The 20,693-nt window shown below is 69.4% G+C and carries 15 protein-coding genes; 11 read left to right on the forward strand and 4 right to left on the reverse strand.

The genetic code is table 11. The features are described 5' to 3' along the window. Positions 1 to 51: 51 nt before the first annotated feature. Positions 52 to 207 carry a DUF6131 family protein gene (locus VGN50_RS07545; protein WP_327444111.1) on the reverse strand — a complete coding sequence of 52 codons (156 nt, stop codon included), beginning with the start codon at positions 205 to 207 and terminating at the stop codon, positions 52 to 54. Positions 208 to 462: 255 nt separating this feature from the next. On the opposite strand from VGN50_RS07545, the gene VGN50_RS07550 reads away from it, so the two are divergent. The 3 genes from VGN50_RS07550 to VGN50_RS07560 are packed head-to-tail and all read left to right on the forward strand — an operon-like array spanning position 463 to position 7,548. Further along, positions 463 to 5,331, forward strand: a complete 4,869-nt coding sequence (locus VGN50_RS07550; protein ID WP_327444112.1) for an NAD-glutamate dehydrogenase — start codon at positions 463 to 465, stop codon at positions 5,329 to 5,331. Next, a complete protein-coding gene (locus tag VGN50_RS07555) occupies positions 5,328 to 6,050 on the forward strand; it encodes an MOSC domain-containing protein (RefSeq protein ID WP_327444114.1) in 723 nt (240 codons plus the stop codon). Before VGN50_RS07550 ends, VGN50_RS07555 begins: the two co-directional genes overlap by 4 nt. Before the next feature lie 4 nt (positions 6,051 to 6,054). After that, on the forward strand, positions 6,055 to 7,548 hold the full coding sequence (locus VGN50_RS07560; protein WP_327444115.1) for a sensor histidine kinase: 1,494 nt from the start codon (positions 6,055 to 6,057) through the stop codon (positions 7,546 to 7,548). A 73-nt stretch (positions 7,549 to 7,621) separates the two neighbouring features. On the opposite strand, the gene VGN50_RS07565 is transcribed toward VGN50_RS07560, so the two are convergent. Further along, positions 7,622 to 7,870, reverse strand: coding sequence for a WhiB family transcriptional regulator (locus VGN50_RS07565; RefSeq protein ID WP_327444117.1), 249 nt, complete (start codon positions 7,868 to 7,870; stop codon positions 7,622 to 7,624). A 439-nt stretch (positions 7,871 to 8,309) separates the two neighbouring features. Here VGN50_RS07565 and VGN50_RS07570 point away from each other — a divergent pair, with 439 nt between their 5' ends. Next, the gene (locus VGN50_RS07570) at positions 8,310 to 8,684 is read left to right on the forward strand and encodes a hypothetical protein (RefSeq protein WP_327444119.1); all 375 of its coding nucleotides are present in this window, start codon (positions 8,310 to 8,312) and stop codon (positions 8,682 to 8,684) included. 3 nt (positions 8,685 to 8,687) lie between these two features. Here the strand turns inward: VGN50_RS07570 and VGN50_RS07575 are convergent, their stop codons facing one another. Both VGN50_RS07575 and VGN50_RS07580 read right to left on the reverse strand, forming a co-directional pair. After that, positions 8,688 to 12,851: an FtsK/SpoIIIE domain-containing protein gene (locus VGN50_RS07575; protein WP_327444120.1), complete on the reverse strand. Its 4,164-nt coding sequence runs from the start codon at positions 12,849 to 12,851 to the stop codon at positions 8,688 to 8,690. Positions 12,852 to 12,995: 144 nt separating this feature from the next. Continuing rightward, positions 12,996 to 14,420, reverse strand: coding sequence for a sialidase family protein (locus tag VGN50_RS07580; protein WP_327444121.1), 1,425 nt, complete (start codon positions 14,418 to 14,420; stop codon positions 12,996 to 12,998). A 216-nt stretch (positions 14,421 to 14,636) separates the two neighbouring features. On the opposite strand from VGN50_RS07580, the gene VGN50_RS07585 reads away from it, so the two are divergent. The 7 genes from VGN50_RS07585 to VGN50_RS07615 all read left to right on the forward strand — a co-directional run bounded on the left by VGN50_RS07585 (position 14,637) and on the right by VGN50_RS07615 (position 19,304). Next, positions 14,637 to 15,869: a CpaF family protein gene (locus VGN50_RS07585; RefSeq protein WP_327444122.1), complete on the forward strand. Its 1,233-nt coding sequence runs from the start codon at positions 14,637 to 14,639 to the stop codon at positions 15,867 to 15,869. Next, positions 15,866 to 16,729: a type II secretion system F family protein gene (locus tag VGN50_RS07590; protein ID WP_327444123.1), complete on the forward strand. Its 864-nt coding sequence runs from the start codon at positions 15,866 to 15,868 to the stop codon at positions 16,727 to 16,729. The genes VGN50_RS07585 and VGN50_RS07590 overlap by 4 nt, the downstream gene beginning before the upstream one ends. Continuing rightward, entirely contained in the window at positions 16,726 to 17,685 is a 960-nt protein-coding gene (locus VGN50_RS07595; protein ID WP_327444124.1) for a type II secretion system F family protein, read from the forward strand. Before VGN50_RS07590 ends, VGN50_RS07595 begins: the two co-directional genes overlap by 4 nt. A 28-nt stretch (positions 17,686 to 17,713) precedes the next feature. Next, positions 17,714 to 17,944 (forward strand): hypothetical protein, encoded by a 231-nt coding sequence (locus VGN50_RS07600; protein WP_327444148.1) that lies wholly within the window; start codon positions 17,714 to 17,716, stop codon positions 17,942 to 17,944. Positions 17,945 to 17,947: 3 nt separating this feature from the next. After that, positions 17,948 to 18,343, forward strand: a complete 396-nt coding sequence (locus VGN50_RS07605; RefSeq protein WP_327444125.1) for a TadE family protein — start codon at positions 17,948 to 17,950, stop codon at positions 18,341 to 18,343. Positions 18,344 to 18,420: 77 nt separating this feature from the next. Continuing rightward, entirely contained in the window at positions 18,421 to 18,822 is a 402-nt protein-coding gene (locus VGN50_RS07610; RefSeq protein WP_327444126.1) for a pilus assembly protein, read from the forward strand. Positions 18,823 to 18,887: 65 nt separating this feature from the next. Next, a complete protein-coding gene (locus VGN50_RS07615; RefSeq protein ID WP_327444127.1) occupies positions 18,888 to 19,304 on the forward strand; it encodes a pilus assembly protein TadG-related protein in 417 nt (138 codons plus the stop codon). Positions 19,305 to 20,693 lie beyond the last annotated feature (1,389 nt).

Genomic DNA, 20,693 nt, shown 5'->3' on the forward strand with positions numbered 1-20,693 from the left:
ATACCCACAATGGGGTGCCGCGGGGGCCGCCGGAACACGGTGCAGGACCGGTCAGTACCAGTGCTTCCTGCCGCCGATGCCGTTGCCCAACATGCCGATGAGCGCGAGGATCAGGCCGATGACGAGCAGGATGATGCCGATGGTCTTCAAGATGGCGATGCTCGCCACCAGGCCGATGATCAGCAAGATCAGTCCGAGGATGATCACGTGATGCTCCTTTTCCGGTGAGGGTGTTCACCAACCAACCACAAACCGGCCGGAAAACCTAGTCTGACCTGCAGCGACACGCGTTGCGGCGCAACGCCTGGATGCGATAAGGCGCTGCATCGCCGCGACCCGTCAGGGTGTGCGCGACGCCCCGCGCGAGAGCGCTAGTCTCGGACTGGCGCACAGTGTCGTGCGCCACATGCCCTCCGCGCCCCCGCGGGCGCATGACAACACGTGAGGATGAAGTCGACAGCCATGTCTGCGTCGCTGGAGCAGTCCCGTCAGCAACTGTTGCGATCGGCCGCGGAGCTCGCGGACCAGCCGGGTGGGGGGACTGAGCAGTTCCTGCGCAGCTACTACCGGCACGTCGCCACCGAGGACCTCATGGCTCGCGGCTCCGAGGACCTTCTCGGAGCGGCCCTGTCCCATCGAGAGCTCGCGCAGAGCCGACCGGTCGGGACAGCCAAGGTCGACGTCTTCAACCCCAGCGTCGAGGAGCACGGCTGGGCCAGCGGCCACACCGTGGTGCAGATCGTCACCGACGACATGCCATTCCTGGTGGACTCCGTCACGGCCGAGCTGCTGCGCCTCGACCGCACGGTCCATCTGGTCGTCCACCCCACCATGCGGGTGCGTCGCGACGCCACCGGCGAGCTCGAGGAGCTGCTGCTCGAGGACGCTGCAGGCGACGGTGGGTTCGGCGAGGTGCGTGAGTCCTGGATGCACCTGGAGATCGACCGCGAGAGCCACCAGCACGCCCGCGACGAGGTCGCGGAGCGACTGCGCCGCGTCCTCGGCAACGTCCGCGAGTCGGTCGAGGACTGGCCCAAGATGCAGGCAATCTGCCTTCAGGTAGCTGCCGAGCTGGCCGAGCTGGCGCCGCACGGCATACCGCAGTCAGAGGTCGAGCAGGCTCAGGGACTGCTGGAGTGGCTGGCCGACAACCACTTCACCTTCCTCGGCTACCGCGAGTACCTGCTGCACCGCGGTGCCGACGCCGACCGGCTGGAGGCGCGCCACGGCACCGGGCTGGGCCTGCTGCGCTACGACCCCACCGGTGAGGGCGTCCAGCTGTCCGAGCAGGCCCGCTCCGTCGCGCGTGCCACCGAGCTGCTGATCATCACCAAGGCGAACACCCGCGCCACCGTCCACCGCAACACCTACCTCGACTACATCAGCGTCAAGCAGTTCGACGAGTCGGGGCAGGTGACCGGCGAGAAGCGCTTCCTCGGGCTCTTCACGTCCAGTGCCTACACCGAGTCCGTGACCCGGATCCCGATCGTGCGTGACAAGGTCGCGGCCATCTTCGAGCGCAGTGGCTTCCTGCCCGACTCGCACTCCGGCAAGGACCTGCTCGAGGTGCTCGAGAACTACCCGCGCGACGAGCTGTTCCAAGCGGACGAGGAGTCGCTGTTCCAGAACGCGACGGCCGTCCTCTACCTTCAGGAGCGTCGCAAGACCAAGCTGTTCCTGCGTCGCGACCGGTTCGGCCGCTTCGTCTCATGCCTGGTCTACATCCCTCGCGACCGTTACAACACTGGTGTCCGGCTCAAGATGGAATCCATTCTGCGGCAAGCGTTCTCGGGCGCGACGGTGGACTTCACGACACGCGTGTCCGAGTCCGTGCTCGCCATGCTGCACTTCGTCGTCCGCGTGCCGGCCGGTGACTCCATCCCTGACGTGGACGAGGCCGCGCTCGAGCGGCAGCTGGTCGACGCCACCCGCACCTGGGAGGAGGACCTCGGCGAGGCGGCCCGGAGCGAGCACGGGGAGGAGGCCGCTGCGCGGCTGTCCGGCCTCTACGCGCGCGCCTTTCCCGAGGCCTACAAGGAGGACTTCAGCCCGCGTGTCGGGGTCGCCGACGTCCGTCACATGGACGCGCTCGAGAGCGACGACGCGACCGGCCTGAACATGTACCAGGAGCCGGGCGCTCCGATGAACGAACGGCGTTTCAAGCTCTACCGGCGCAGCCCGCTGTCGCTCACCCAGGTGCTGCCGATGTTCACCCACATGGGTGTCGAGGTGGTCGACGAACGCCCCTACGAGATCGAGCGGGGTGACGGGGTCCGGCTGTGGGTCTACGACTTCGGGCTGCGGGTGCAGGGCGAGAAGGTCTGGACCGGCGACGGCAGCAGAGACCGCCTGCGTGAGCTCTTCCAGGAGGCGGTCGGTGCGGTCTGGAGTGGCCGGGCCGAGAGCGACGGGTTCAACGCCCTGGTTCTCGGGGCGGGCCTGACCTGGCGTCAGGTCGTCATCCTGCGCACCGTCGCAAAGTACCTGCGCCAGACCGGGTCCACGTTCTCCCAGGAGTACGTCGAGTCCGCGCTGGCCTCCAACCACGCGCTGGCCGGCAGGCTGGTGGCCCTCTTCGAGGCCCGCTTCGACCCCTCTCGGTATGCCGGTCAGCCGGGTGCCGCGCGGCAGGCCGCCGAGGACGCGGTCTGCGACGAGGTCACCGAGGGGCTCGACGCGGTGAAGAGCCTCGACCACGACCGGATCATCCGGGCGTTCCTCGGGGTCATCCGTGCCACCCTGCGCACGAACTTCTACCAGGCCGACGAGGCAGGCGACCCCAAGTCGTACGTCTCGATCAAGCTCAACCCCAAGCAGGTGCCCGACCTGCCGGCACCTCGCCCGCAGTTCGAGATCTTCGTCTACTCGCCGCGGGTCGAGGGTGTCCACCTGCGCTTCGGCCCGGTCGCCCGCGGCGGTCTGCGCTGGTCCGACCGTCGCGAGGACTTCCGCACCGAGGTCCTCGGGCTGGTCAAGGCGCAGATGGTCAAGAACGCCGTCATCGTGCCCACCGGCTCCAAGGGCGGCTTCTATGCCAAGCAGCTGCCTGACCCCTCCGTCGACCGCGACGCCTGGCTGGCCGAGGGCATCGCGTCCTACAAGGTGTTCATCTGCGGCCTGCTCGACATCACCGACAACCGCGACGGGTCGACGATCGTGCCGCCTCCCAAGGTCGTTCGTCACGACGTCGACGACCCCTATCTGGTCGTCGCCGCGGACAAGGGCACGGCGACCTTCTCCGACATCGCCAACGGCGTGGCCCAGTCCTACGGCTTCTGGCTCGACGACGCCTTCGCCTCCGGTGGCTCGGCCGGCTACGACCACAAGGCCATGGGTATCACCGCCCGTGGTGCCTGGGAGTCGGTGAAGCGGCACTTCCGCGAGATGGGCGTCGACACCCAGTCCGAGGACTTCACCGCCGTGGGCATCGGTGACATGTCGGGCGACGTCTTCGGCAACGGCATGCTGCTGTCCGAGCACATCCGACTGGTGGCCGCCTTCGACCACCGTCACATCTTCGTCGACCCCAGCCCCGTGGCGCAGACCAGCTTCGCGGAGCGCAAGCGTCTGTTCGACCTGCCACGGTCGTCCTGGGCCGACTACGACCGGTCGCTGATCAGTCCCGGAGGCGGGGTCTTCGACCGCTCGCTGAAGTCCGTCACCGTCACCCCCGAGATGCGTGAGGCACTGGGGCTGTCGGCCGGCGCGACGTCAGTGACGCCGGCCGAGCTGATGAAGTCCATCCTCCAGGCGCCCGTCGACCTGCTGTGGAACGGCGGCATCGGCACCTACGTCAAGGCGACGTCCGAGACGAGCTCGGACGTCGGCGACCGCGCCAACGACGCGATCCGCGTCGACGGCATACAGCTGCGGTGCAAGGTCGTGGGTGAGGGGGGCAACCTCGGCCTGTCGCAGCTGGGCCGTATCGAGGCCTCGCTGAACGGGGTGCGCGTCAACACCGACGCCATCGACAACTCAGCCGGCGTCGACACCTCGGACCACGAGGTCAACATCAAGATCCCGCTGACCGCGCTGGTTCGCGGCGGAGACCTCACCCTCAAGCAGCGCAACGCCCTGTTGGCCTCGATGACCGACGACGTCGCGCAACAGGTGCTGCGGGACAACTACGAGCAGAACGTCCTACTGGGCAACGCGCGCGCGCAGGAGCACCCGATGCTGCCGGTGCACCAGCGGCTCATCCACTGGCTCGAGGAGCGGGGCGACCTCGACCGCTCGCTGGAGTTCCTGCCCTCCGATGCCGAGATCGAGCGGCGTTCGCAGGCGGGGCTCGGTCTGAAGTCACCGGAGTTCTCGGTGCTCGTCGCCTACGCGAAGCTTGCCCTCAAGGAGGACCTGCTCCCGTCGGAGCTCCCGGACGACCCCTGGTTCCAGCAGACGCTCACGGACTACTTCCCTTCGGCGCTGCGCGAGCAGTACGCCGAGGACCTGGCGGGACACCCGCTGCGACGCGAGATCATCACGAACTCGGTCGTCAACTCGATGGTCAACCGCGGCGGCATCACCTTCGCCTTCCGAGCGATGGAGGAGACGGGGGCGACGCCTGAGCAGATCGCGCGTGCGTTCGTCGTGGCTCGTGAGATCTTCGACCTCCCGAGCTTCGTCCACGAGGTGGAGGCACTCGACACGGTGGTGTCCACGGACGTCCAGAGCCAGCTCTACCTGGAGTTCCGGCGGCTCATCGACCGATCGATCCGGTGGTTCCTCACGTCACGACCGTCGCGTCTGGACGTCGCCGGAGAGGTGGCGCGGTTCGGCGAGGTGGTCCGCGAGTTCGCCCCGCAGATCCCGTCGCTTCTCAAAGGCGCCGAGCTGAAGCGCTTGCAGCGCAACGTGACTGGCTATCAGAAGCACGGTGTTCCGGACGAGCTGGCCCAGCGTTCGGCGACCCTCCTCGACCAGTTCTCGCTCCTCGACATCGTCGACATCGCCACCGACACCGGTGAGCCGCCGAGCGACGTGGCCCCGTTGTACTTCCTGCTCTCCGAGCGTTTCGGCGTCGACGCGATGCTCAGCCGGGTCACCAACCTGCCACGCGACGACCGTTGGGACGCCTTGGCTCGCGGTGCCCTGCGCGACGACCTGTATGCCGTGCTCGAGAGCCTGGTGCGCTCCGTCATGGACGCGTCGACCCAAGGAGCGTCGCCGGCCCACCGCTACGAGGAATGGGCGAAGGCCAACGCCGAGTCGCTGGCGCGGGCCCGCACGGCGCTGTCAGGCATCGAGCGGCTGGACAAGCCGAACATCGCCGCGCTCTCGGTCGCCCTGCGCACCCTGCGCTCGGTGATCCGCTCCGGAGCGGCCACCTCGTGAGGTCGGCGGCCAGCCTCCCGGAGGTCGTTGCGCTGCAGCGCTTTCCCGTGAAGTCAATGGGCGGCCAGCCGCTTGATGAGGCGGCTGTCACCCTGAGCGGACTCGTGGGTGACCGGGAATGGGCGGTGTACGACCAGCACGGCAAGATCGCGAGCGGCAAGCACACGAGGCGCTTCCGCCGGATGGACCCGGTTTTCGCCCTCACCGTGCGGTGCGACGGCGCCGCCCTGCATGTGCGTCTGCCCGATGGTCGCGAGCTCCTGGCCGACGATCCGTCGACAGGGGACGCTCTGTCTGACCACTTCGGCGAGCCGGTCTCTCTCCGCCGAGAGGCCGACGTCCCTCACCAGGATGCGGCGGCACTGTCGATCGTCGGGACGGCGACGCTGATGGACATCGGACGTCACGAGGGTGACGGCCGTCCGGTGGACCCGCGCCACCTACGGGGCAACATCCTGCTTGCCACGGAGATCCCCTATGCCGAAGAGTCCTGGGTTGGCCGGGAGCTCACGGTCGGATCGTCCGTTGTACGGGTCACGGGGACCACCCAGCGCTGCCGCATGGTCGGGGTGGCGCAGGTCGGCCTCACCGGCCGTCCGGGCCTGCTGCGAACCATCAGTCATCGCCACGACCTGATGGCCGGGGTCTATGCGACCGTGGTCAGGCCCGGTCGCGTCAGGGTGGGGGACCGGGTCGCCGAGGTTGCGCATCTAGGCTGACTTCGTGCCCACGCTGCAGGAGGTCCTTCGCGTCGCCACTGACCTCGAGCCATCCGAGACGGAGTGGCTGCACCTCCTCGTCGGTGACTGGCAGCTGATCGCTGACCTGTCGTTCGCCGACCTGGTGCTGTGGGTCCCCGCTGGGATGGAGGGCTGGCTCGCCGTGGCCCATGTTCGCCCGACCACCGGCCAGATGGTCTTCTTCGAGGACGTGGTGGGACGTCGCACTCATCGAGGGCGGCAGTCCCTGTTGGACCAGGCCTACCTCGACCGGCGGATCGTGCGACAGAAGGACCCGATCTTCCGCGACGACATGCCGGTCCGCGAGGAGGCCATCCCCGTGGTCCGCAACGGTCGCTCCCTGGCGGTGCTGACACGGCATACCAATCTCGCGGCGATGCGCACGCCCAGCCGCCTGGAGCTGACCTACCAGTCGCTCGCCGACGCGCTCGCGCGGATGATCGCTGCTGGCGAGTTCCCCAACGTCTCCGCGCCGACGGGCCAGCGGCGCGGCGCGCCGCGCGTGGGGGACGGGGTGATCAGGCTGGACGTCAACGGGGTCGTGTCGTACGCGAGCCCCAACGCCCTGTCGGCCATCCATAGGCTGGGGCATGTCGGTGACGTTTTGGACGAGCTGTTCGCCAAGGTCGTCGCAGACTTGCTGCGTGACGAGTCGCCGGTCGACGAGTCCCTCGCGGTGGTCGTCACGGGCCGGGCGCCCTGGCGCACCGAGGTCAGCAGCCGTGGCGCCAGCGTCTCGATGCGCGCGATTCCCCTCACCGAGGGCGGCCAGCGGGTCGGCGCGCTGCTGCTCCTGCGCGACGTGTCGGAGCTGCGGCGACGCGAGCTGGAGCTGATCACCAAGGACGCGACCATCCGCGAGATCCACCATCGCGTCAAGAACAACCTGCAGACCGTGGCGGCGCTGCTGCGTCTGCAGGCGCGACGGCTGCCCGCCGGCGAGGCAGGTCGGGTCGCGCTCGAGGAGGCGGTGCGACGGGTGGGGGTGATCGCCCTGGTGCACGAGACCCTGAGCCAGGGGTTCAGCGAGACGGTGAACTTCGACGACATCGCCGTGCGCGGCTTGCAGGCCATCACCGAGGTGGCCAAGATCGAGCACCCGATCCGGACGAGTGTCGAGGGGTCCTTCGGACTGCTGCGGGCCGAGGACGCTACGGCTATGGCGATGATCCTCTCCGAGCTCGTCCAGAACGCCGTAGAACACGGGCTGGGGGAGTCCGAGGGAGGCACGATCACCGTGCATGCCGAGCGCAGCGCCGACGAGTCCGGCGAAGAGCTGTTGACCGTGACCATCACCGACGACGGCGCTGGTCTGCCGGATGGGTTCTCACCGGGGAGGTCCGGGCTCGGCACCCAGATCGTGCAGTCCCTGGTGCAGGACCTGCGGGGCCGGATCGTCTGGAAGGCAGCCGTCCCGCGGGGCACCGAGGCGCGGTTCGTGGCGCGGTTGCGACCCCTGGGCAGGGACGCGCCGTAGGCCACAGCTCGCGAGAACCGCGAGGGGGTCAGCTTGAGGTCAGCGTGCCTTCGCGGTCAACCGGCCTGGACAGTCAGCCTGCGCGGCGAGCGCGGGCGTTGCGACGCTTGAGCGCGCGGCGCTCGTCCTCGGACATACCGCCCCACACGCCCGCGTCCTGTCCGGACTCGATAGCCCACTTGAGGCAGACGTCGACGACCTCGCAGCGTCGGCACACAGCCTTGGCCTCCTCGATCTGGAGAATCGCTGGGCCGGTGTTCCCGATCGGGAAGAACAGCTCAGGGTCCTCGTCGAGGCAGGCAGCGCGGTCGCGCCAGTCCATGAAGATCGTGCTCCTTGTTGTGCGGGGGTTTCGCAGGAATGCGCCAAGGCTCGGGATGGGGAACCGTCGGCACACGGCGCTTCGTTGCGTACGTGCTGTACTGCTCGGGCGGTCGAACTCAGTCAGCTCAGGATGAGAGGCGACCTGTCATCGTAACGGGTGCAACCTCCACACACAGCATGAGCCAGTGCGCTGACCATTCTTATGGTGGAGGCGCACTTCTGCCAACGGGTTGCCGCGCGTTTCTGTTCCAGCCTCACAGACCGCGCCCCCCAATTGAAGGGCTACGCGCCGTGGACTCGTCGGTAACGTTGAGGGATTGGTCACATTCGCACATGCGGTGCCGGCCGACTGTCGCCAGGTCACGGCAACGTCTGGAGTGTGGGGCCCGGGAGTGCGCGTGAACGTCGCGTCCGGTCGGCGGACTACTCTGGCGGCCGTGAACGCCGACCCGATGCGACGCCTGGCGGCACTTGTCTGCGCCCTCGAGGCGGTGACGCTGCTGGCCTTCGCGGTGTACTTCGTATGGGAGCTGGTGCAGGGGAGGAGCCACGACACCACCCCTGCGGCGATGTCGGCCCTCATCCTCGTGGTGGCCGTGGGGATCGCGGTCCTGGCGCGCTCGTGGCTGCGTGGCGCCGACTGGCCGAACACCCCGACGGTGGTCTGGAACGTGCTCCTCCTTCCGGTCGCCTGGAGCCTGCTTCAAGCAGGTCGGGGCCTTGTGGGCGTGGCCGTCGGCCTGGTCGCCCTCGTCGGCGTGGTCGCTGCCGTGCGCGCTCGCACCGGTCAGCCCTGGTCCGACCGTTCCTAGATCTCACCCGCTCTCGGAGGGCGTGCCTGGGTGTGCGACCTGGAGTGTCACGGCACGTCCACGCCGAACGAGGTGACCGCGGCCCGGCGGCGCCTGTGGGTCGGCGCGCAGCCGCAGTCCGAAAAGATCCCCCTCCAGGCCCGACCGCGGGCCGAGCAGGATGCCGGTGCGCTCACGAGCCACCTCGGTGCCCACCCCGCGGTACTGGGTCACCAGGGTGGTCGCGCTCGCACCTACGACCAGGAGCCCTCCCCGGCGCTCGACCTGCCGGCTGAAATCGCGCAACAGGTCGTCGGCCCGGGTGTCGAGGAGCTCGTCCGCACAGTCGACGACCACCGCGAGGCTGGGCCACTCACGTGGCAGGTCGCCAGCGGTGAGGCAGTGTGCGTCGCTCCAGCCGACGAGCCGCCGGTCGTGGCGCAGCGCGTCCAGTGGGCCGGGACGCGGCGCGACGACCGTCACGGGTCGTCCCGCGTGCACCAGGCCCCGCGCGAGGAGGAGCAGTGCGCTGGACACCCCGCTGCCACGGGCGCCGGCCACCAGCCAGCGGCGACCGTCGGACTCCTCACGCAGGGTCAGTGGCTGCACCGCGTCGCCGCCGAGACCAACCGGCAGTCCCGCTCCGAGGTCCGGTATGGGCAGGTCCCGGGCCGCGACATGTGTCGGCAACGGGTCGAGGCGTGCGGGACCGCCGCCCGGCCCGAGCACCGCGCGCATGGCCGGTCTGGCGGGGCCGACGGCGAGCTGGACCTCGGCGCCGTCCCGGAGCACCCCACGCCCGGGCGGCGCGTCCGCGGTCAAGGCGGTGAGGGTGAGCCCGGCCAGTGCCGCATCCGCACGGTCGGGGAGCCGCAGGAGCACGCGCCGAGAGATGACGGAGGCGACGCGCCCGAGCAGCAGCGAACGGTCTCCGGCAACGACCGTTGTCAACCCATGCGCCTCGCCCTGCCGAAGGAGTCCCAACAGCCGGTCCAGCAGCATGGCGTGGTCGAGTGAGCTGGCTCCGGCCCCACTGGCGAGCACGTCCCAGTCGTCGACGAGGAGCAGCAGCCGCGCTCTCTCCGAGCCCATGTCGCGTTGGCGGCTCCGGATCTCGGCCTCGAGCCGGTCGACCAACCGCTCCAGCCGGCCGAGGTCCACGACGTCGACGTGGGTCCCGCACTGGGGCAGGTCGGTGAGCCCCACCAGGCTGCCGCCGGACACGGCATACACATGGAGGCGGTCGGCCCCCAGACGGCTTGCGAGCGCCCGCGCGACGGTCTCCAGCGCCGTCGTGCGACCGCTGCTCCCGCCGCCCACGAAGGACCAGTGCCCGGGCATGGCGAGGTCGAGCTCGAACGGGGTCTGGGCGTGGAGCTCGGGTCGGTCGACCAGCCCGATCACGCAGCACTCCGGACCTGACGGGGAAGGCAATGAGGCGAGTGGCACGCACGTCGGCAGAGGCGGCAGCCAGACCGGCGGCGCCGGCGCAGCATCGAGCATCGCTGCTGCCTCGACCACTGCGCTGACGATGCGCTCGGGCGCCTCATCGCCACTGCCTTCGGCTGCGGGCCATGGCGGCTGCGTCCGGCCCCAGACCAGGTCGCGGACCCGTATGCCGGTCGGCTGGCCCGCCGCCGAGAGCCGAGCCGCGTGGAAGCCGACCAGCCCGGACCCACCCGAGCGCGCGTAGCCACGGCCCGGGACTGCCGGGTCCAGGGTCGAGGCCGCGGGGGAGTCGAGGACGTCCTGGGAGTCGGTGCCGTCGCGCACGCGCAAGGCGATCCGCAGGTTGACGTTGGCCTTGATGTCCGCGGTCACGACGCCGGCCGGCCGTTGCGTCGCCAGAACCACGTGCAGGCCCAGCGAGCGTCCCAGGGCGGCTATCGAGACGATGCCGTCGACGAACGCGGGTAGCTCCTCGGCCAGGGCGCGGAACTCGTCGATCATCACCACAAGACGCGGGAGTGTCCCTCCGGAGCGCGAATGACGTTGGTACGAGGCGAAATCCGTCACGCCCACAGAGGCGAAGAGGCGCTCACGCCGCTTGAGCTCGGCCCTCAGTGACGTCAACGCGCGTTGGGCCAGATGATCGTCGAGATCGGTGACGACGCCCGCGGTGTGGGGCAGTCGCTCACACTCGCGGAAGGCTGCCCCGCCCTTGTAGTCCACGAGAACGAACGAGAGGTCCTCGGGTCGGTGGTGCATGGCCAACGAGACCACCAGAGTGCGCAACAGCTCGGACTTGCCTGAGCCCGTGGTGCCTGCCACAAGGACATGCGGACCGTCCGCCGCGAGGTCGAGAACCCAGGGGCCCTGCGCCGTCACCCCGATGGGTGCCGCGGCACGAGGCGGCTCCTGCCACAGTGCCGCTACCACCTGTGCGTCGTCAGCGCCCGGGACCAGGCTCAGCAGGGGCACTGTCGAGGGCAGGGCGCCATCCTGCGAGGGGGTGGCGTCGCGCAGTGGTGCGAGGCCCCGGCTCAACCGGTCGGCCCACCATGCACCGACCGCGTCAGCGACGAACTGGTGGTGCTCGTGGCCCGGCACGTGCAGGCTCGGCCCGTTCGGGTCCGTGAGGTCGAGCAGGGCTCCGGTCTCGCTGGGAAGCGCCGTCGCGACGCTGTCGAGCGCCAGCGCACTGATCCCGACGGCGGAGCCGTCTTGTAGGACGGTGGACAGGCCGGGGATGGTTCGCAGCGCTGCCGCACCGTCGAGGAGTATCACGATGTGGGGCCCGTGCTCGCCGCCGTTGCCCCGCTGCTCCACGGTGCGCGCCAGTTGGTCCACCAAGGTCAGGACCAGGGCCTCGTCCTGCTGCAGGTCACCTGCGGCGGGGCCGGCGGCCAGGCCGGAGGCTCCCGAGTGGGGCACCCGGCTCAGCCACTGCCAGTCCTCTGCGCGCCGCCCTGCGGTGAGGACGACCAGCCGCAGGTCGACGGGTGAGTGCAGGGTGAGCAGCTGACCCAACACAGCCCGCGCTGCCCCCATGATGGCCGTTCGCGGACCGCAGATGGACAGCACTCCGACCGCATCGACACGGACCACACATGGAACGCCATGCACGGTGGGGGTTTCGAAGGCTGCTCCGCCGGGCGGTCCGACGACGTGCACGCCCGCTGCGGAGGTACAGGTACCGACCGCCACGGCCATCGCGTCCGGGTCGTTGCGCCGGCGTTCCCAGAGCCGGGCGCCCGGGCCCGTCGCAATGGCCAGGATCTCGGCCGGGTCGGGCGCGGCACGGCGGCGGGAACGCTGTTCGGCCACGCAGAGAGCCTCGACTCGAGCTCTGGCCTCTGCGAGGTTCCGCTCGTACTCGGCCTGTTGGGTCGCATGTCGGCGACCGCTGGAAAGGCGTTCTCCGACGAGGTTGGCCACCATCAGGATCGGGCTCATCAGGGCGAAGGCGAGAGTGACAGGGCCCAGGAAGACCGCCATGAGGAGAGCGAGGGGCAGTGGAGCCAGGGTGGTCACCCAGGGGATCCGAGGACGTGAGGCTGGTGCCGGAGCCTGCGGCAGGCTCACCGTTTCGGAGGTGGGGGACGGGAGGACCCTCGGCTGACGGTTGACCAAGCGGGTGCCGTCCGCCTGGGGGCGGGAGGCTGCCGGGACCTCGACCGCGGCCCTGAGCGCCAGCTCCGTGTGTCCGATGGTGAGGGCAGCGCCCGCGGTCCAGGAGACCGGTGTGGTCCCGACGGCAGCGCCGGCCAGCCGCGCGCCGTTGGTGGAGTGGAGGTCGCGCACCGTGACGCCGTCACCATCGGAGCGGACCTCAAGGTGGAGGCGAGAAAGCCGGTCGTCGCCGACGATGACCTCCGCCTCGGAGGAGCGTCCCACCCGATGGGCGCCTGGTGTGAGGTCGTGTGAGCGACCCGCGTCCGGACCGTGGGCGACACTCAGGACCACTGGGGGTCGTGGCCGGTGCGCTGTCTCTGCCGCCGGCCCCGAGCCCGCCGCGGACCGGGGCATCAGGGCGACCGAGGCGCCGTCGACCAAGGGTGCCGACCCGAGCGGCGCGTCGCCCGCCAGCCGCACGCCCCGAGCGGCGAGCATCAAGTCGTGGTCGCGCGCGAAGTGCAGCTCGAGAGCACGGCCGAGCTCACGTGCGGTCGTTCCCTGTGGGGCCTCGACCTCCACCTCGTGCAGCGCGGAGTCGGGCGGCAGGGCCACGGTCAGCCGAAGTCGCATCCCGAGACACTAGGAGGACCAGGGGGAGGCCGAAGGGGCCTCATCCACAGCTGTGGATGAGGCCCCGGCGTTCCTCGTCAGCGGCGTAGCCTGACCCGCCCCGGGCACGGTCAGCCGGTCAGCAGGGTCATTGGCGCCGCTCGGTCAGTTGGGTCGTCCGACCGGCGTGCCTGCGGTCTGCACGGCATACCCGGTGTAGCTCCCGGAGCCGCCCAGGTCAGGGGAGTCGTGCGAGTAGGCGATGTGCGCCCAGCCCGATTGGTCCGTGTCGACGCCGAAGTCGTCCAGAAGCTGGCGGCCGCCCGTGCACGTGACGCCACCCTCGCAGACGTCTCCGGTGTGGACGGGCATCAGCTGGGTGGTGCTCCAGCCGGTCAGGGACTGGGTGAGGTTCTGCGCGAAGTAGACGTGCCAGGTCGCGGTGGCGCCTGTCCCGGTCTCTCCGTAGTAGACGAGGTCCTCGCCCGCGCTGGTGGCGACGAGCCAGGGGAAGATCGCGCGGGGGGCGGTGCTGACCGGACCGGAGCAGTTCCACGTATCGCCGTGGTTGGTGGACGAGGCCACGTAGACGGAGGTGTCGTTGCTGACTGCGTAGAACAGGGTGCCGTTGGGCGCCACGGAGACGTTGGGGAAGTTGTGGTTCAGACCCTTGGCCCCGAAGGCGGTGGAGCAGGGGATCGGCTTGTCCGTCCAGGTGTGTCCACCGTCGGGCGACACGGCCAGGAACGCCTCGTTGTACGGCGCGCTGCTGGTCGCGCCAGGATCGGCCGAGGGCGCCACGAACGCCTGGTAGGCCCAGAATCCGCCTGTCGACGGGTTGTCGTGGTCGATGACCAGGTTGCCGAGCTCATTGTTGGTGGCCTTGTAGTCGGTGGCCGGGATCGCCTGGGCGATCTGGGTGTAGGGACCGCCGCCGGTGTCGGAACGCAGCACGTCGATGTTGCTGGTCGCCACATCGTGGAAGGTGAGCAGGCTGGTGTCGGCTCCGTATGCCGCGATCCACTCCCGGTCGTCGACCGGTAGCCCGGCCTGGACCGGGATCTGGCTGAAGGTCTTGCCGTCGTCGTTGGAGGTCGCGACGTTGACCGAGCCGAGGTTGAGGCTGGCGAGGTAGATGCGGTGAGTTCCGGCCGTCGAGAGGGCTGGCGCGAAGGCGGTGTCGACGTCGCCGCCCGCGGCGCCGATGTGGCTCACCGCGTTGGGCTGGCCGCTGTAGGTCAACCCGCAGGGGGAGGCGGCCGTGGTGCCGCCCACCTGGGTGCTCCGCCAGAACTCGCTGCCTGAGCCGACTCCGTCCTCGGACCCGAGACCGACCAGGTTCGAGCGGGAGACGTGGATGGAGGGCTCGCCCGCGGTGTTGGTGCCGCAACCGGCGGCGCCGACGCTCTGGGCTTGGGGCTGCCCTGAGGCGAACGCGTTGGGCGTCGTCGTGGTCGTCTTGCGGAGGGTGCGGGCGTGCGTGGTGGTGTGCGCCGGAGCAGCGATGGCCGGGACGGTGAGTGCCGCCCCGATCAGGCCGCTCGCGGCGACGGACAGGACGAGCGGGGTCGAGACAGCACTGCGGAACACGGGGCCTCCAGAGGGTGATGGGCGTGCGCTCGACGTGCTCAACGACACACTCGCGGATCCGCTACGCGGCAGATGTCCCGATCTGTCCGGAGCATGTCGAGCGACGGTGTGGATGGGTAGAAGCAACGCCAGTCCAATGGTGTTAGCGTTGCTATGCGCCCGGAGACGTTGGTTTAGGGGAGTTAAGGCGCATTCACGGGTTTGGGGGAGCTCATGATGGATGCCGTTGCTACGGTCGAGGCCGAGGTTCGCGAGCTGATTCGTCGAGGGGGTCTCGACCCGGCTGCCGACGCCCGGGCGCTGGACCGTCTCGTGCGCGATGCCGTCGCGGACTACGACGAGCGCTCGCTGCATGGGGGTTTGCCCGCGCTGGCTGATGTGGAGGCGGCGGTGAAGTCCGTCGTCGACACGGTGGCGGGTTTCGGGCCCCTCCAGCGCTACTTCGACGACCCTCAGGTCGAGGAGATCTGGATCAACGAGCCCTCCAAGGTGTTCGTCGCCCGGGGCGGGGTTGCCGAGCTGACCATGACCATGCTGACTGCGGACGAGGTGCGCGACCTGGTGGAGCGCATGCTCAAGACCAGCGGCCGGCGCGTGGACCTCTCGAGCCCGTTCGTCGATGCGGTCCTGCCGGATGGTTCGCGTCTGCACGTGGTCATCCCCGACATCGCTCGCAGCCACTGGATGGTCAACATCCGCAAGTTCGTCGTCCAGGCCTCCCACCTGGACGACCTGGTGGCGGTGGGCTCGCTGACGCGTCAGGCGGCCGACTTCCTCGGCGCGGCCGTGGCGGCCGGTCTCAACATCCTCGTGGCGGGCGGCACGCAGGCCGGTAAGACCACGCTGTTGAACTGCCTCAGCGCTGCCATCCCTCCCCGTGAGCGGGTCGTCACCTGCGAGGAGGTGTTCGAGCTCAAGATCCCGCTGCGCGACGTCGCGTCGATGCAGTGCCGCCAGCCCAGCCTGGAGGGGACAGGCGAGATACCTCTGCGCAGGCTGGTCACTGAGGCCCTACGCATGCGGCCGTCACGCATCATCGTCGGCGAGGTTCGGCAGGCGGAGAGCCTCGACCTCCTGATCGCCTTGAACAGCGGCCTACCGGGCATGTGCACCATCCACGCCAACAGCGCGCGGGAGGCGATCACCAAGATGTGCACCCTCCCCCTGCTCGCAGGAGAGAACATCGGCAGCCGTTTCGTCGTCCCCACGGTGGCGGCCTCGGTCGACCTGGTGGTGCTCGCGACGCTCGAGCGCGACGGCGTGCGACGCGTCCGCGAGATCGTGGCCGTGCCCGGACGCGTCGAGGGCGATGTCGTCGAGACGGCTGACCTCTTCGTCCAGCGCGACGGGGAGCTGGCCCGGGCCGACGGCTTCCCGCCCCATCCGGACCGGTTCCGCCGAGCGGGTTTCGACCTCCTGTCCCTTTTGGCGCAGGACTACAGCTCATGAGCGGGGTGGTGCTCGGCCTCCTGCTTGGTACTGGCCTGTTCTGTCTCTGGTGGTCCTGCTGGGTGCCTTCGGCGGCTGGCGCTGCGCGGCGGCTCACGGTGGGCCACGCGCTGCGCGACCAGCTGGTTCAGGCGGGGTACGAGGCGATCGGGCCCCGCGCCTTGCTGAGCGCCAGCATGCTGGCGGCGGCCCTGGTCGGAATGGTCATGCTCGCCGCGACCGACGTGCCCTCCGTAGCGGCCTGCTTCGCGCTGATGGCCGGCTATGCCCCGCTCGGGCTCGTCCGCATGCGCGCACGCCGGCGTCGAGCGAGCCTGCGAGACCTGTGGCCGGACGCGGTCGACAACATCGCGTCGGGGGTCCGCGCCGGCCTGGCCCTGCCCGAGGCGCTGAGCCAGCTGGGCCAGCGCGGGCCCGAGGAGCTGCGGCCGGCCTTCATGGCGTTCGCAGACGACTACCGTGCGTCGGGCAGGTTCAACGAGTGCCTCGACCGGCTCAAGGACCGGCTCAGCGACCCCGTCGGTGACCGGCTCGTCGAGTCCCTCCGCATTGCCAGAGAGGTCGGCGGCAGCGACCTCGGCCGGCTGTTGCGCACGTTGGCGACCTTCCTGCGCGAGGACGGCCGGACCCGGGCGGAGCTCGAGACGCGTCAGGGCTGGACCGTCAACGCTGCGCGGTTGGCGGTCGCAGCTCCGTGGGTGGTGCTCGGGATGCTGTGCACCAGACCGGAGTCGATCGCGGCGTATGCCACCGGGACCGGCACCGTGGTGCTGCTTGCCGGCGCTGCGGTGTCGGCCGCGGCGTACCGGATCATGGTCCATCTCGGGCGGCTGCCCGAGGACGAACGGGTGCTCCGGTGAGCGGCTGGGAGTCGGCGTCGTTGCGCTCCGTGTCGTGGCCCGGAGCGGCGATCGGCATGGTGTTCGCCATCGGCGTGCTCACTGCGTATGCCGGCTTGCCTCGGCGCCGTCGCGCGACGTTGAACGACCGGCTTTTGCCGTACCTGCGTGATGCTCCGCGGCCCTCCCGACTGCTCGCGACCGGGCCGGTAGGTGGGACGCATGCCTTGGCGCTGCTCGTGGGGCCGTTGGTCACCGGCCTGGCGGCGCGGATCGAGAGCACGTTGGGTGGCGCCGCGTCGGTCCACCGACGGCTGCTGCGGGCAGGCAAGGCGCCAGATGTCGACCGCTTTCGCGCCGAGCAGGTGGTGTGGGGCTCGGTGGGGACCGTCGGGGGCGTCGTCGTCGGCGCGATCCTGTGGCTGGCCCATCCCGGCTCGTTCGTCCCGCCGGTCATCCTCACCCTCTGCGGCGCCGCGGCGGGTGTGGTGGCCCGCGACCAGTGGCTGAGCCGGGACGCCACGATGCGCGAGCGCCGCATGCTGGCCGAGTTCCCGACGGTCGCCGAGCTGCTGGCGCTGGCGGTGGCCGCGGGCGAGGGGGCGGTCGGCGCGCTGGAGCGGATCTGCCGGCTGGCCAAAGGCGAGCTGGCCACCGAGCTCGGTCGTTGTCTGGCGGACGCGCGGGCTGGCGCGAACCTGCCCGACGCCCTCGGAGGACTGGCCGACCGCACGGGCCTGGTCAGTCTGGCGCGCTTCGTCGACGGCATGGTCGTGGCCGTCGAGCGCGGTACCCCGCTGGCCGAGGTGCTGCGCTCGCAGGCTCAGGACGTTCGCGAGACGGGGCGCCGCGCGGTGATGGAGGCCGGCGGCCGCAAAGAGATCACCATGATGCTCCCGGTCGTCTTCCTCGTACTGCCCGTCACCGTGCTCTTCGCCGTGTTCCCAGGCTTCGCATTCCTTCGATTCTCCGTCTGACCGGCTGTTTCACGAGAGGGGCTCCACCATGTCCATATCGAAGCGGACGCTGTCCGAGCTGGACCGCACGTTCACGACCGCCCGCTGTGCCACGACGCACGTGATGCGGCGTCTCCGGCCTCGTGGCGAGCGAGGCGATGTTCCCGGCTGGGTCCTCGTCACTCTCATGACCGCAGGGCTCGTCGCAGCCCTGTGGGCTGTCGCAGAGGGGCAGCTCACGGCGCTGTTCAGTGCCGCGCTCGCCAGTGCGCGCCGCTGACCCATGTATCACCTCACGCCGGCCAAGGCGGGTGACCGGGGCTCCGCTGTGGCCGACTTCGTCATGGTGGGCGCGCTCCTGTCTGTCGTGTTCGTGGCGCTGCTCCAGGTGGGCCTGACGCTGTATGTCCGGAACACGTTGATCTCCTGTGCGTCCGAGGGGGCACGGCTGGGCGCCCGTGCGGATGCCGATCCGGGGGAGGGCGTCGCACGGACTCGCCAGCTCATCGACTCGACGCTGTCCCGCCGCTTCGGCGAGCAGGTGACCGCTCGGGTGGTCATGGCGGACGGCGTACGCGTGCTCTCGGTCCGGGTCGTCGCGCCGTTGCCGGTCATCGGTCTCCTCGGGGCGGGCCAGCATTTCGACGTGGTCGGCCGAGCTTTCCTGGAGCGCCAGTGAGAGTGGCGCTGGGTCCGGCCTTTCGCTTGCCGCGGGCGCGTCGGCTCGCCCGATGGGGTGAGAGGGGCAGCGCCCTGGTGGAGTTCGTGTTCCTCGCTGTGCTCGTGATGGTGCCGCTGTTCTACCTCGTCATGACCCTGTCACGTCTTCAAGCCGGCGCGTATGCCGCATCGACGGCGGCGAGGGAGGCCGGCCGGGCGTTCGTCACGGCCACCTCGGATCGTGACGCAGAGGGCCGTGCGAAGGCTGCCGCGGGAATTTCATTCGCGGACCAGGGATTCCGCGATGACGAGGCACAGCTGACAGTGGGGTGTGACGGGTCGCCCTGCCTGCGTCCCGAGGGCCGCGTGTGGGTGGCGGTGCGGGTCATGGTGCCGCTGCCGCTCATCCCTTCGTTCGCCCGTGAGGTGGTCCCGCTGGCGGTGCCGGTGGCCGCGACGCATCTGGCGGTGGTCGACCGTTTCCGGGGTCGACCATGAGGGGCTGCGCCGCCTGGCGCAGTCACGGTGGAACTCGTCGACGCTGCTCCGGAGAGTCCGGTCAGGTGACGGTGCTGGCCCTCGGGTTCACGGTCATCGCGATCCTGCTGATACTCGGCACGGTGGCGGTGACCTCGCTCCAGCTCTCCCGGATGCGACTGCTCGACGCCGCGGACGGTGCGGCCCTGGACGCGGCGGACGCCTTCGACGTCGGTGCCTACCAGCGGGGCCTGGGTGGGGCCGTGGGCATCAGCCCGGCGACCGTTCAACAGGCGGCGACTGACTACCTCGCCCAACAGCCCCGTCCCGCGAGCATCCTGGCCTGGCAGGTGGCTCCCGGCACCGGCAGTCCGGACGGCCAGACGGCTGTCGTGCGGCTCGTCGGGCAAGCCGAGGTGCCGTTCGTCGGCGCCCTCCTGGCTGCCGTCGGCAGGTCCGTCACGATCACGGTCGAGTCTCGAGCAAGAGCAGCCGCGCTGTAGTCATAGCGGTGCTCGTTCTTGTGGGGATGATCATCGTCACCTCTGCGTGATGGCGAACGGTATTGGGGAGACATTCACCGCCTCTGAGACTCAGCCGCGCAGCACATGGCGCCGGTCTTGCGCGAGTAGGTATTCCAATCCTGAATGCCCCCTCCCCTTTTGCACTGCCGCCTGGCATGTTGCTGGTTGGGGAACCGACCGGTGGCACGCAGAAGGGAGCGTGTCCCCGAGTTTGGTGGGGTTCGTCACAGAAGAAGTTCACGAGGGATGCGTCATGGTCGCGGTTTCCTCGTTCGGGCCTATCGAAGGGAGGCAAGCATGGGTCGATTTCACTGGCTCGACATGGGAACGAGGCTGCCGCAAGCCGGACCATCAAGATGGTCAACGAGATGGATTCGATGGTGGGTCGCAATTCTGGGTATTGCCTGGTGCGTCCTCGCTTCTTCGACGCCGGCCAGTGCCAAGGGCGCAATCAGCGACGGAGAGGTTCGCTCCGTCGTGGCGCGCATCAATGCCAGTGGAAGAGTGAGCCCGGCTGATCGGGCCGCGCTGCTGACAAGGCCAGATGTCGCCTCTCAGATTGTGGACCCAGCGTCCGGTATGCCCAAGGAGGGTTTGGGCGCAGCATCGCCCGATGGTCCGCTCCGCCTCGCGGCAGCGACATACGCAACGCGGTCAAGCTCGGCTGGCCGCTACATTCAGTATTCCTCGATCCGCACCCGGAATTTACGATCGGGGATTCACCAACAACGCGGCGTATGCCAACCTTCCTGGACCCTGTGCTTACACGGTGACGATGCAGGCCACCTGGGAACAGTGCGTCATGAAGTATGGCTGCGTTGCTTCGGGCAACCCATTCACCCAGTTCAGGGTGTATTTCGACGGGACCTATCACATCGTGCAGAGGCAATGATATGACTACGAAGAGGGTTCTCCAGGCGCTGTCGGCCTCACTCGTCGTGACTGTCATTCTCGTGCTTGTGGTGATCGGGCTGAACCGCCCAGTCGACGAATTCGGCCTTCTTCTCATGTGCGTCCTGGTCGTTGGAGCGGGCGTATTCGCCGGTATGAAATCGAGGCAACGCCAACGAAGCTGAACCCTCCGCCGAGCCACCCGCGATTCACGAATTTCAATCTGGTGCGCCGCGTGGCATGGACCGTGCCACGCGGCGTACCCAAGCGTGGCCGGAGCCACCGACGATCGAAATGTCGCCACCCCGGCCAGGAGCGGGATGCCGTCACGGCGACGGCCGAAGAAGTAGCCCACCAGGACGGCATGGCGGTTCACACGTCCAAACCGCCGCCTGCGGGCGCCGACTACACCCGCCGAGACGGGGCCCTGTCACGCGCCAGAAGTCAACGGGGAGGGGAGCGTGCCGGCCTCACGCG

The organism is Pedococcus sp. (genome assembly GCF_036000045.1).
Lineage (GTDB): Bacteria > Actinomycetota > Actinomycetes > Actinomycetales > Dermatophilaceae > Pedococcus.